This is a genomic window from Bradyrhizobium sp. USDA 4538, assembly GCF_024171045.1.
Lineage (GTDB): Bacteria > Pseudomonadota > Alphaproteobacteria > Rhizobiales > Xanthobacteraceae > Bradyrhizobium > Bradyrhizobium australafricanum.
The window spans coordinates 7,375,624-7,388,211 of record NZ_JALJZE010000001.1; the positions used below are offsets into that span (position 1 = coordinate 7,375,624).

Consider the following 12,588-nt stretch of genomic DNA (forward strand, 5'->3'; position numbering starts at 1 on the left):
CCGCCCTCTCTTGAACAGAGGGCGCAGGGAAAGCCGGGTGCCGATCGCACCCATGGGCCCCGAGCAAAAGGTAGAAAGCTCGGGGGGTAGGACCACAGGTGTAACCGGAAACAACCCGGCTTTCCCTGCGCGATGGGTTACGGCTTATACGTGCTCTCCCCGGCGAGACTGGGCTTTTTTGTCGCCGCCCTCGCAAACGTTTGCGCACTTTGCGAGAGGACACCTGCCGCTAGGGCGTCAGGCCTGCACGATTTCGCCGTCCGCATCATGCGCACTCGTCAGTTGCGCTTGCCGCGTCCACCGCATCTCACCGCAACACCCGTGACGATGCGCAGCGCCCCTCGATCGGGTGAGACGCGTTATTCATACACTGAGTTGCGCTTCTGATAAAGCGAAATATTTTTGCTTCGGAGGCTTGACCTGTCGGGCAACTCAGTGATCGGCGATTTCCGGGCAGCCTTGCCGCGAGCGCCAATCCGCGTGACACGTCTGGCCATATCAGGCGTTCAAGCATCCATCACCCGCAGCAAGGCTGTTTGGCTTTCGGTACGCAGCAGGACTGCTGTTCCTGGAGCCATCGGTCGCGCGGCTTGCAGCTCGACGGGCGCGCCGAGAGATAGACGCGGATCGCCGCGTCGCCGGCATCCATGCGTTCGGCGCGATAGATCTGCATCGGCCGAACACCGTCGCTCACCTCGAACGTCAGCCGGGCTTGCGGGTCGAAGCCGACGGCCTCGTCGACCTTGCGGATGATCGCAAGAAATTTTCCGGCCGGCATGTGACCGCGGTTTTCCTCCTCGATGTCCCAGAGCTGAATGAAGGTCTCGCTCCAGCTCTCCGGGTTCGCGCCGCAATCGAGCGCCCTGAACGAACCGGTCTTGACTTCGGTCACGTGGTAGCTGGGGCGGACGTCCCGGCCGTCGTAGCTGAAGATCAGCGGTTTCTCCTTGTGCGCCTCAAGGCCGGAAAGGAGGGCCGCGGATGACAGCTCTTCCACCGGAAGCAGGGCGCCGACGATCGAACGGGTATTGGCAAGCGTGTCCATGGCTGCTATCCTCATTCCAATGATTATTGAATTGTAGGATTATCGAAAGATGGAGGAGCGTCAAGCCCGAACCGCGTTTGCCGCGCTGTCGCAGGAAACGCGGCTGCGGATCGTGCGATTGCTGGTCAAGGCCGGTCCTGAGGGGATGGCCGCGGGGGCGATTGCCGAGGCGGTCGAGGTGTCGCCATCCAACGTGTCGTTCCATCTGAAGGACCTCGAACACGCCGGCATGATCCTGCCGCGCCGCGAGGCGCGCTCGATCATCTACTCGGCGGATTTCACCGGTTTGCGCGACCTCATTGCCTTCCTGATGAAGGATTGCTGCGCGGGCCACCCGGAGATCTGCGCGCCGGCGCTCGCCGCCGCCCAGTGCAAGCCTTCCACGAGCAAGAAGAAGGCGCGCGTCTGATGCGCGATTTCGATCTGCCACGGCGCCTTGTGGCCGAAGGTCTCGGCACGTTGCTTCTGGTCGCGACCGTCGTTGGCTCCGGCATCATGGCAGAAACCCTGACCAAGGACGTGGCGCTGGCGCTGCTCGGCAATACGCTGCCGACCGGTGCCATCCTGGTGGTGCTGATCACGATCCTTGGACCGATATCCGGCGCGCACTTCAATCCGGCGGTTACGCTGGTGTTCACGCTCAAGGGCGAACTCCGCCTGCCGCACGCGGCGCAGTACGTCGCGGCGCAGGTGCTCGGGGGAATCCTGGGTGCGATGGTCGCGCATGCCATGTTCGGCCTGCCGCTCCTGGAGTTCTCCGCCAGGGCGAGGACCGGGTTCCCGCAGTGGTTTGCGGAATTCGTTGCCGCGTTCGGACTGGTCGCAACGATCATCGGTGGCCTGCGGTTTCGCGAGGCCGCTATCCCATGGCTGGTCGGGCTCTACATCACCGCCGCCTACTGGTTCACCGCCTCCACGTCTTTCGCCAACCCAGCCGTTGCCATCGCGCGATCATTCACCGATACGTTTTCCGGTATCCGCGCGCAGGACCTGCCGGGATTCATCGTCGCCGAGATTCTGGGGGCGATGGCCGCGCTGGCGCTGATGACGTGGCTCCTGCGGCAGAGCGAAACGAAGATGGAAGCAATCCGATGACGATCACGATTTACCACAATCCCGCTTGCGGGACGTCGCGCAACGCGCTGGCCATGATCCGCCAAAGCGGGGAGGAGCCGGAGATCGTCGAGTATCTCAAGACGCCGCCCGCGCGCGACACGCTGATCTCCCTGATCAAGGCCATGGGCATGACGCCCCGCGCGCTGCTCCGCGAGAAAGGCACGCCTTATGCAGCGCTCGACCTTGCCAATCCGAAATGGAGCGACGACGAGTTGATCGATTTCATGATCGCGCATCCGATCCTGATCAATCGGCCGATCGTGGTCTCGCCGAACGGCGTGAAACTGTGCCGGCCGTCCGAGGTCGTGCTTGACCTTCTCGCCACGGACATTGGCCAGTTCGTCAAGGAAGACGGAGAAGTGGTTCCGTCCAGGACGCCGGGTGCGCGCGCCGGATGAGCCGCCGTGCAGACAACGTCCTGATTGTTGCGCTCGGGACCACGCAAACCCTTGCCTGGGCGTCGAGCTATTATCTGCCTGCCATCCTCGCGGACTCGATCGCGCGGGACCTCGGCATCTCGACGAACTGGCTGTTCGCCGCGTTCTCGATGGCGCTCGTGATCTCCGGGCTGCTCGGTCCGCGCGTCGGCCGCCAGATCGACCGGATGGGCGGACGCGAAGTGCTCTGCGCGTCCAACCTCATCCTGGCGTCCGGTCTGATCCTGCTCGGGCTGTCGCAGGGCGGCGTGCTGATGGCGGTGAGCTGGCTGTTGCTCGGCGTCGGCATGGGTCTTGGCCTGTATGATGCAGCCTTCGCGGCGCTCGGGCGCATCTACGGCAACGCCGCCCGTCGCTCCATCACCGGCATTACCCTGATCGCGGGCTTTGCCAGCACGATCGGCTGGCCGCTGAGTGCGTGGGGGCTCGCAACCATCGGCTGGCGCTGGACCTGCTTCGGCTGGGCCGCTGCGCACATCCTGATCTGCTTGCCGCTCAACGGCCTCCTGATCCCCGGGCTAAAGCGGGAGCATCGGATCGCGGCCGACACGCCGAAGCCGCACATTGCCATCGATCGCGCGATGGTGTTGCTCGCCTTTGCCTTCGCCGCCGCCTGGAGCGTGACGTCGGCGATGGCGGTTCATCTGCCGCGAATTCTGGAGTCGCTCGGTGCGACGCCGGCGCAGGCGATCGCGGCGGGCGCACTGATCGGCCCGGCGCAGGTGGCGGCACGCATTGTCGAAGCGAGCCTGCTGAAGCGCTTCCATCCGCTCTGGTCAGCGCGCCTGGCCTGCATCACACATCCCTTGGGCGCCTGCGTCATCGGTCTGTTCGGCGGTGGCTTCGCGGGGGTGTTCGCGCTGTTGCACGGTGCCGGAAACGGCATCCTGACCATCGCGCGCGGCACGCTGCCGCTGGCGATATTCGGTCCGAAGGATTACGGCTACCGCCTGGGACTGCTCGGCGCGCCGTCGCGACTGTCTCAAGCGCTCGCGCCCCTCATATTCGGATTCCTGATCTCGCCGCTCGGTGGCTACACGCTTGCGGTCACATCGGCTCTGAGCTTGGCCGCGCTTCTGGCGCTGTTCGCACTCAAGGCCGGGCCGAAGACCCCCTCGCGGTAGCATCACGCCCCTTCATCCGCCGAACCGTGTCGATGAACGCCTTGATGATCGGGGAATGACCGCGCCCGCTGTGATGGGCGATGCTGTACTGGGTCTTGATGGTGCGGTCGCTGATCTCCAGCGCGCGCAGGTTGGGATGCGGCACGAATTCGAAGTCGGCGACGACGCTGATGCCGAGGCCGCGCTCGACCGCCTTCCACACGCCCTCGCGGCTCTCGATCTCGAACACCGGCTCGATCCTGATGCCCTCGGCCTGCATCGTCGCCTCGAACGCGCGCCGCGTGGTCGAGCCGCGCTCGCGCAGCACGATAGGCTGGTCGGCCAGCTCGCGCAGCCTGACCGATTTGCGTTTGAACCAGGGATGGTCGCGGTTGACGAACACGATCACGCGGTGCGTGCGGTAGGGGATCATGGTGACGCGCGGATCCTCCGGCACCTCCGCCAGGATCGCGACGTCGGCCTCGAAGTCGACGATGTGGCGGAAGGTGCGTTCGGAATTGCCGAGCAGGGTCGAGATCTGCACCTCCGGATGATCGCGCTTGAACGCCGCGATGATTTCGGTGGCATGAAACGGTCCGACGGTCGCGACCCGCAGATGGCCCTTGGTCGCCTTGCCGTGCGCGGCCAGGAGGTCGTGGGCCTCGTCGCAGAACGTCATGATGCCGCGGGTGATCTCGAACAGCGCGGCGCCGGCCTCGGTGAGTTCGGTATGCCGCGGCTTCCGGATCAAAAGCTCGACGCCGTAGCTCTCCTCCAGCTCCTTGACCTGGATGGTCAATGTCGGCTGGCCGACGTTGAGCACGCGCGAGGCCGCGGTGAAGCCACCATGGGCGGCGACCGCATGGAAGGCGCGCAGCTGGCTGAACACTATTGACATAATCAATAGAACGCATCCGTAGAATGAATTTGTCAATAGCAGCCGGCGCCGTACCTTCGCGCCAAACGGAGGACGCGCTGATGGACTGGACTTATTCCAACCCGGTGAGGATCGAATTCGGAGCCGGCAGCTTCGACAAGCTGCCGGGACTGATCGGCAAGCGCGCCTACGCGCTCGTGACCTATGGCGAGCCGGTCTTCGACGAGCTGGAGCGGCGGCTGCGCGCCGCGGCGGGACCGTCGGTCCTGACCATCCGCGACGTCGCGCCCAATCCGGACTACCGCCTGCTCACCGAACAGACCGCGCGCTTTGCCGGGCTCGCGAGGCAGCCCGAGGTGATCGTCGCGCTCGGCGGCGGCTCGGTGATCGACTCCGCAAAGGTGTTCGCGGCCGCCGGCGGCGACTTCGCGACCGTCAAGACCTATCTGGAGACGCAGCAGGGCGCCGAGCGCCTCGCGGCGATCCCGATCATCGCGGTGCCGACCACCGCCGGCACCGGCAGCGAGGTGACCTGCTGGGGCACGGTGTGGGACGAGGCCAACGGCAAGAAATATTCGCTGGCGCGTCCGTCGCTCTATCCGACCCATGCCGTGATCGATCCGCGCCTGATGCTCGGCAAGCCGCAACTCCTCACCGTCAGCACCGGGCTCGACGCGCTGTCGCATGCACTGGAGAGCATCTGGAACGTCAACAACAACCCGGTGTCGGCCAACCACGCGGTGGCCGCGGCGCGCAGCATCCTCGACGTGCTGCCGAAGCTCGCCAATGACCTCGGCAATCTCGAGCTGCGCAGCCGCATGGCGCAGGCGGCACTGTTTGCCGGCCTCGCGTTCTCCAACACCAAGACCGCGATCGCGCATTCGCTGTCCTATCCGATCACGCTGCGGCACGGCGTGCAGCACGGCATCGCCTGCTCGTTCTCGCTGCCGATGGTGCTGCGCAGCGTCAAAGGGGCAGGCGGGCTCTGCGAGGACAGCCTCCGGCAGATCTTCGGCAGCGACCTCGCGCGCGCGGCCGACGATCTCGAGGACTTCATGGCGCGGCTCGGCATCTCCTGCAATCCGGCCGCCTACAGGATCGAGCGCGCCGAATGGCACGCGCTGATCGCGGACTCGCTCGAAGGCGAGCGCGGCCGCAACTTCCTGGGATCGAAGGAACGGCTGATCGAGGCAGCGCAGACGCAGCGGATGCCGAGCGCGGTGAGCGCGTGACGGCGGCGCAGTGACAAGGAGAGGTATCATGCAAGACAATCGCAAGACAATCACCGTCAACGGGCGCCGTTACGACGCGCCGACGCGGCCGACGGTCGTGATCTGCCTCGACGGCTCGGAGCCTGGCTATATCGAGCGGGCGATCGAGGCCGGCGTCGCGCCGACCTTCGCGCGCTTCATGAAGGAGGGCGCGCATGTCCATGCCGCCAGCGTGATCCCGAGCTTCACCAATCCGAACAACCTCTCGATCATCACCGGACGGCCGCCCGCGGTGCATGGCATCGCCGGCAACTACTTCTATGACACGGCGAACAACGCCGAAGTCATGATGAACGATCCGAAGTTCCTGCGCGCACCGACCATCCTCGCCGGTGTCCACGACGCCGGCTACAAGGTCGCCGCCGTCACCGCCAAGGACAAGCTGCGCACCTTGCTTGCGTACGGTCTGGACTATTCCAGCGGCCGCGCCATCGCGTTCTCGTCGGAGAAGGCCGACCAGGCCACCAAGGCCGCCAACGGCATCGATGATGTGCTCGATTTCGTCGGCCTGCCGCTGCCCGAGGTCTACTCCGCCGATCTGTCGCGCTTCGTGTTCGCGGCCGGCGTCAAGCTGGTCGAGCGCTACCGTCCCGATCTGATGTACCTGTCGACCACCGACTACATCCAGCACAAGGTCGGGCTCGGCACCAAGATCGCCAACGACTTCTACGCGATGATCGACGGCTATCTCGCGAAGCTCGATGCGCTCGGCTGCAACATCGTGGCGACCGCCGACCACGGCATGAACGACAAGTTCCTGCCCGACGGCAAGCCCGACGTGATCTACCTCCAGGACGTCATGGACGACTGGACGGGTACGGGTGCCGCACGCGTGATCCTGCCGATCACCGATCCCTATGTCGCCCATCACGGCTCGCTCGGCTCGTTCGCGACGATCTACACGCCGGAGGGCGCCAACGTCGACACGCTGCTGTCGCGGCTGCGTGCGACGGGAGGCATCGAGGTCGCGCTGACGCGCAACGAGGCCTGCGCCAGGTTCGAGCTGCCGCCGGACCGGATCGGCGACATCGTCGTGATCTCGACCAGGCACAAGGTGCTCGGCACCAGCGAGGCGCGTCACGATCTGTCGGGCCTGACCGAGCCGCTGCGCTCGCATGGCGGACTGACCGAGGAGCGGGTGCCGCTGATCGCCAACCGCAAGATCGCGCTGCCCGCCGGCCACGCCCTGCGCAACTTCGACGCCTTCGACGTCGCGCTCAACCGCATCCAGTGACGCATTCGGACCCCAAGGACAGTGCCATGAACATCCAGAGCCCGGCCGTTCGCCATGAGCAGATGCGCATCGCGGGCATCCTCGTCGACACCGACGAGCATGTCGAGGTTTTCAGTCCCTACACCAACAAGGTGGTGGGCACGGTGCCGGCGGCGCGGCCGGAGCATGTGCGCAGCGCCTTCGCCAAGGCGGCCGCGTTCAAGCCGAAGCTGACGCGCTACGAGCGCCAGCGCATCCTGCTGCGCACCGCCGAGATCCTGGCCGGGCGCAAGGAGGAATTTGCGCGGTTGATCACCGCCGAGTCCGGCCTGTGCTGGAAGGATTCGCTCTACGAGGCCGGGCGCGCCTATGACGTCTATTCGTTTGCCGGCCAGCTCGCGATCAAGGACGACGGCGAGACGTTCTCCTGCGACATCAGCCCGCAGGGCAAGGCGCGCAAGATCTTCACGACGCGCACCCCGCTGCTCGGCGCGATCTCGGCGATCACACCGTTCAACCATCCGCTCAACATGGTGAGCCACAAGATCGCGCCGGCGATCGCGACCAACAACCGCGTGGTGCTGAAGCCGACCGAGCTGACGCCGCTGACCGCGCTCGCGCTCGCCGACGTGCTGTACGAAGCCGGGCTGCCGCCGGAGATGCTGTCGGTGGTGACCGGCAATCCGCATTCGATGGGGGATGCGATGATCACCGATCCGGACGCCGATCTCGTGACCTTCACCGGCTCGGTCAGGGTCGGCAAGCACATCGCCAATAAAGCGGGCTACAAGCGCCTGGTGCTCGAGCTCGGCGGCAACGATCCGCTGATCGTGATGGAGGACGCCGACCTCGACAAGGCGGCCGAACTCGCGGTCACCGGCGCCACCAAGAATTCCGGCCAGCGCTGCACCGCCGTCAAGCGCATCCTCTGCGTCGAGGCGGTCGCTGACGATTTTGTCGCGTTGGTGCTGAAGAAGGCGCGCAAGCTGAAATGCGGCGACCCGATGGACCCGACGGTCGACGTCGGCACCGTGATCCATGAGGGCGCGGCGAAGGAATTCGAGCGCCGCGTCAATGCCGCCGTCGCCGACGGCGCCGAGCTGCTGCACGGTAACGCTCGCGACGGCGCGCTCTATCCGCCGACCGTGGTCGACCGGATTCGCTACACCAGCGAGCTGGTGATGCAGGAGACCTTCGGGCCTGTGATCCCGATCATCCGCGTGCCCAACGACATCGACAGCGTGATCCGGATCTCGAACGCGACCGCGTTCGGCCTGTCGTCTGGCGTCTGCACCAACCGGCTCGACTACATCACGCGGTTCGTCAATGAGCTCGACGTCGGCACCGTCAACGTCTGGGAAGTGCCGGGCTACCGGATCGAGATGTCACCGTTCGGCGGGATCAAGGATTCCGGCCTTGGCTACAAGGAAGGCGTGCAGGAGGCGATCAAGAGCTTCACCAACGTCAAGACCTATTCGCTGCCCTGGCCGGCATAGGGACGTCCGAACGAGGGCCGCACGCGCGCAACAAGAACAACGCGGCGGCCGACTGCAATCACCAATCAATCAGGGGAGGCCTTAATGTCGATCACGTTCAGTCCGTCGGGCGTCGGCTCGGTCGGAGTGCAAAATCCGGAGCTCGCGACATCGTTCCGCCGCGCGCAGTGGCGGATGCTGTTCGCGGCGATGTTCTGCTATCTGTTCTTCTACACCGGGCGGCAAACCTTCGGCTTCGCCATTCCCGGCATCCAGGCCGAGTTCGGCGTCACCAAGGAGGCGCTGGGCTGGGCCAGCGCGGCGCTGCTCTGGTGTTACGCGGTCGGGCAGGCGATCAACGGCAATCTCGGCGACAAGTTCGGCGGCCGCCGCGTGATGAGCGCGGGCGCGATCCTTTCCTTCATCATGAACTGGGCCACCAGTCTCTCGACCGGGATCGTCAGCCTCACCGCGTTCTGGGGCATCAACGGCTATTTCCAGTCGATGGGATGGGCGCCGGGCAGCCGGCTGCTGTCGAACTGGTGGGGCCGCCACGAGCGCGGCACGGTCTACGGACTCTATACATTCGCGGCCGGTCTCGCCTCGGTGCTGTCGTTCGTCACCTCGCTGGTCGTGGTCGGCTACTTCCAGCTCGACTGGCGCTGGATCTTCCGTATCCCGGTCGTGCTGCTGCTGCTCGGCGGCATCGCGTTCTATCTGATCGCGCGCGAGAAGCCCGAGGACATGGGCTTTGCCTCGCCGCATGACGAGGCCGACGATGTCGCCTCTGCGGAAACTGCGGTCAGCGCCAATGAGGGCTCGCTGGCGCGCTACAAGGCGGTGCTGTCGAACTGGCGCCTTTTGGTCGCCGGCGTCGCGATCGGCTTCCAGAACGCGGCGCGTTACGGCCTCTTGGTGTGGGTGCCCGTCCACTTCCTCGGCGGCAACTGGGCCAAGGCCGGCGCCGCCTCGGTGATCGATCCGCGCTGGATCAGCATCGCGCTGCCGGTCGGCATGGCGGTCGGCGCGTTCAGCAATGGCTGGGTCTCGGACAAGGTGTTCGGCTCGCGCCGCTACCTCGCCATCGTGCTCTACATGGCGCTCGCCGCGGTCACCTCGCTGTGCATGTACGCGATCCCGACCTCGGACATCGTTCTCGGGATGACCGTGCTGTTCCTGTGCGGCTTCTTCACCTACGGTCCGCAATCCTCGTTCTGGGCGCTGTGCCCGGATCTGGTCGGCCACAAACGGGCAGGGACCGCGACCGGGGTGATGAACTTCTTCGCCTACCTGTTCGCAGGTCTCGGCGAGCCGATGATCGGCCACTTCATGGACAAGCATAACCAGACCTCGCTGGTGTTCCTGGTGGTCGCCGTCTGCGCAACCTCCAGCGCGGTGGTGGCGGCCTTCATCCGTCGCTAGCTCACTCACTGCGTCCCGGGCAACGGCCCCGGGGCGCCGCTGTCCGTGCCTACGTAGCCCGGATGAGCGAAGCGATATCCGGGGCTGGTTTTGTCCCCGCATGTCGCTTCGCTCATGCGGGCTAGGCTCGTTTTTGCAGTGAGCAGAGCACCGAGGCGGGCGATTGTTGCAGCGGCGACGCCGGGCCAATTCCCTGCAATCGCCTGCCTCGTGCGGCTGACCTGACGCCCAATTCCTGATCATCGGCTGCTCAATTGAAGCGCAAGATTGATAAAATATCGACTTATATCAATAAGATAAACTAAATTGTATGCAGAATACAAAATGTGCTTGTCCCGTTTGCCGCCTTGAAGCAGACTTCACGCAGGGCAGGAGAGGCCAGCGACCGTCAAGGACGAGGGGCGCGGCAGGGCAAAACAATCTGTCGGGAGGAGCAAGCAATGAGCGATCAGGTGTCCACCATCGCAATGGCAGATACGGCAAAGCCTTCAGGCGTGCGCTGGAAGATTTTCCTGCTGATGCTGTTCCTGATCTCGATCAACTATATCGATCGCGCCTCGCTCTCGGTCGCGATGCCGGTCATCGCCAAGGAGTTCGATATCGATCCGGCGATGCAGGGCCTGATCCTGAGCTCGTTCTTCTGGACCTATGCGCTGATGCAGGTGCCGGGCGGCATGCTCGCCGATCGCTTCAAGCCGCGTATCGTGATCGCGCTCGCGACGCTGTTCTGGGGCTTCTTCCAGGCGCTGGCGGCGCTGTCCACCAGCTGGATGCTGCTGCTGCTGACCCGGCTCGGGCTCGGCGCGTCGGAAGCGCCGATCTATCCGGCCGGCGGCAAGCTCAACGCGATCTGGATGACGCAGACCGAGCGCGGCCGCGGCGCCACCTTGCTGGACGGCGGCGCGCCGCTTGGTGCGGCGCTCGGCTCGATCGTGATCGCCTGGTTGATGGCGGCGTTCAGCTCCTGGCGCGTCGCCTTCGTCATCGCCGGCGTCGGCACCATGCTGTGCGGGCTGTGGGCCTGGTACTACATCCGCAACGTGCCGCGCGAGCATCCGTCGGTCAATGAAGCCGAGGCGCGCTATCTCGAGGAGGCGCACGCGATCGAGGATGCGGCGACGCCGCCGTCTTCGGGCGCAAGCTGGATGGCGTATTTCCGGTTTCGCTCGGTGTGGTGCATGTGCCTCGGCTGGATGTTCTTCAACACCACGTTCTACGGGCTGCTGACCTGGATGCCGACCTACCTGTTCAAGGTGCACGGCTTCGACATCAAGGCGCTGGGCGGCGCGTCCTTCATCATCTTCTTCGCAGGCTTCGTCGGCGAACTGGTCGGCGGCTGGATCGGCGATAACTGGCGGGAGCGGGGCGGGTCGCCCAACACCGTGTTCCGCACGCTGTTCGGCATCGCGGCGATCATGGCGACGGTGTCGATCTTCCTCGTCGCCTACGTCACCAACGCGGTTGCGGTCGTGGTGCTGCTGTCGACGACGCTGTTCTTCTTGCGCTGGTGCGGCATGTACTGGGCGATTCCGTCGGCGCTGGCGGGCCGCGGCAAGTCCGGCTTCCTCGGCGGCTGCATGAATCTCGGCGGCAACATCGCCGGCATCACGACGCCGCTGATCGTCGGCTTCATCGTGCAGGCCACCGGCTCCTATTTCCTGGCCCTGATGTATTTCGCCGCCGCGGGCATTGCGCTGTTGATCTGCTCGACCCTGATCGATTACAGCCGCAAGCTCCCGGTCTAAAACGGATGCGGCCGAATCCGCCAAGGATTCGCCCGCTTGATGAGGCTCACCAATGACACGTCCCGTCCGGCTCGGCATGCTGACGCCGTCGTCGAATACCGCGCTCGAGCCGATCACCTGCGCGATGCTATCGGGCGTCGACGACGTCTCGGCGCATTTCTCGCGCTTCAAGGTGACCGAGATCGCGCTGTCGGAGCAGGCGCTGCGCCAGTTCGACGCCAGCGAGATTCTTCGCGCGGCCGAGCTGCTGGCGCATGCCAAGGTCGACGTCATCGCCTGGAATGGCACCTCGGCAAGCTGGCTCGGTTTCGACCGCGACGAGAGCCTGTGCGAAGAGATCACGGCGGCAACGGGTATCAAGGCCTGTACCACGGTGCTGGCCTATCGCGACGTGTTGCGGCGGATCGGCGCCAGCCGTATCGGGCTGGTGACGCCGTATCGCAAGGACGTGCAGGAGCGGATCGTCGCCAACTGGAATTCGCAAGGGCTGCACTGTTTTGCCGAGCGGCATCTGTCGCTGCAGGACAATTTCTCCTTTGCCGAGGTCAGCGAGGCCGAGGTCGCGCGGCTGATCGAGGAGGTGGTGCGCGAGGGCTGCGATGCCGCCGTCGTGCTCTGTACCAACATGCGCGGCGCCGGCGCGGCCGAGCGGCTGGAGCGCGGATTTGGCGTCCCGGTGCTGGATTCGATTGCGGTGACGCTGTGGGCATGCCTTGCCGCGGCCGGCTGCGATCCGTCGCGCGTGCAGGGCTGGGGCAGCCTGTTCTCGAACCCCGATCTGCGCGCGGCCGCCGCGATCCACGTGGGAGGGCGCGATCTCCAATCATGACAGTGAAGGCAAGCGGTGACTGAACCCAAGGCGACCAGACGTAACAAGGAACCCA

Annotated in this window: 12 protein-coding genes; 10 read left to right on the plus strand and 2 right to left on the minus strand. The window is 65.2% G+C overall.

Annotated elements, in window-relative coordinates:
- Window positions 1-517: 517 nt before the first annotated feature.
- Window positions 518-1,045 (minus strand): DUF6428 family protein, encoded by a 528-nt coding sequence (locus J2R78_RS33740; RefSeq protein WP_253608313.1) that lies wholly within the window; start codon window positions 1,043-1,045, stop codon window positions 518-520.
- Window positions 1,046-1,094: 49 nt separating this feature from the next.
- Here J2R78_RS33740 and J2R78_RS33745 point away from each other — a divergent pair, with 49 nt between their 5' ends.
- Genes J2R78_RS33745 through J2R78_RS33760 form a run of 4 tightly spaced genes read left to right on the plus strand, consistent with a single transcriptional unit; the run spans window position 1,095 to window position 3,722 of the window.
- Window positions 1,095-1,454, plus strand: a complete 360-nt coding sequence (locus tag J2R78_RS33745) for a helix-turn-helix transcriptional regulator (protein WP_253608314.1) — start codon at window positions 1,095-1,097, stop codon at window positions 1,452-1,454.
- Window positions 1,454-2,140: an MIP/aquaporin family protein gene (locus J2R78_RS33750; RefSeq protein ID WP_253609993.1), complete on the plus strand. Its 687-nt coding sequence runs from the start codon at window positions 1,454-1,456 to the stop codon at window positions 2,138-2,140. Before J2R78_RS33745 ends, J2R78_RS33750 begins: the two co-directional genes overlap by 1 nt.
- A complete protein-coding gene (gene arsC / locus J2R78_RS33755) occupies window positions 2,137-2,559 on the plus strand; it encodes an arsenate reductase (glutaredoxin) (RefSeq protein WP_253608315.1) in 423 nt (140 codons plus the stop codon). The genes J2R78_RS33750 and arsC overlap by 4 nt, the downstream gene beginning before the upstream one ends.
- Entirely contained in the window at window positions 2,556-3,722 is a 1,167-nt protein-coding gene (locus tag J2R78_RS33760; RefSeq protein WP_253608316.1) for an MFS transporter, read from the plus strand. Before arsC ends, J2R78_RS33760 begins: the two co-directional genes overlap by 4 nt.
- Here the strand turns inward: J2R78_RS33760 and J2R78_RS33765 are convergent.
- The gene (locus J2R78_RS33765) at window positions 3,691-4,599 is read right to left on the minus strand and encodes a LysR substrate-binding domain-containing protein (RefSeq protein WP_253609994.1); all 909 of its coding nucleotides are present in this window, start codon (window positions 4,597-4,599) and stop codon (window positions 3,691-3,693) included. The two genes, J2R78_RS33760 and J2R78_RS33765, sit on opposite strands and share 32 nt — an antisense overlap.
- Window positions 4,600-4,679: 80 nt before the next feature.
- Between J2R78_RS33765 and psrA the strand changes: the two genes are divergently transcribed.
- The 6 genes from psrA (at window position 4,680) to J2R78_RS33795 (ending at window position 12,533) form a co-directional block, all read left to right on the plus strand.
- The gene (gene psrA, locus J2R78_RS33770; RefSeq protein WP_253608317.1) at window positions 4,680-5,810 is read left to right on the plus strand and encodes an iron-containing alcohol dehydrogenase PsrA; all 1,131 of its coding nucleotides are present in this window, start codon (window positions 4,680-4,682) and stop codon (window positions 5,808-5,810) included.
- 25 nt (window positions 5,811-5,835) lie between these two features.
- On the plus strand, window positions 5,836-7,083 hold the full coding sequence (phnA, locus tag J2R78_RS33775) for a phosphonoacetate hydrolase (RefSeq protein ID WP_375166701.1): 1,248 nt from the start codon (window positions 5,836-5,838) through the stop codon (window positions 7,081-7,083).
- A gap of 26 nt (window positions 7,084-7,109) precedes the next feature.
- Window positions 7,110-8,558 carry a phosphonoacetaldehyde dehydrogenase gene (gene phnY, locus J2R78_RS33780; protein ID WP_253608319.1) on the plus strand — a complete coding sequence of 483 codons (1,449 nt, stop codon included), beginning with the start codon at window positions 7,110-7,112 and terminating at the stop codon, window positions 8,556-8,558.
- 84 nt (window positions 8,559-8,642) lie between these two features.
- The gene (locus J2R78_RS33785; RefSeq protein WP_253608320.1) at window positions 8,643-9,959 is read left to right on the plus strand and encodes an MFS transporter; all 1,317 of its coding nucleotides are present in this window, start codon (window positions 8,643-8,645) and stop codon (window positions 9,957-9,959) included.
- Window positions 9,960-10,399: 440 nt separating this feature from the next.
- Entirely contained in the window at window positions 10,400-11,704 is a 1,305-nt protein-coding gene (locus J2R78_RS33790) for an MFS transporter (RefSeq protein ID WP_028336433.1), read from the plus strand.
- 52 nt (window positions 11,705-11,756) lie between these two features.
- Window positions 11,757-12,533 (plus strand): aspartate/glutamate racemase family protein, encoded by a 777-nt coding sequence (locus tag J2R78_RS33795; RefSeq protein ID WP_076834556.1) that lies wholly within the window; start codon window positions 11,757-11,759, stop codon window positions 12,531-12,533.
- Window positions 12,534-12,588 lie beyond the last annotated feature (55 nt).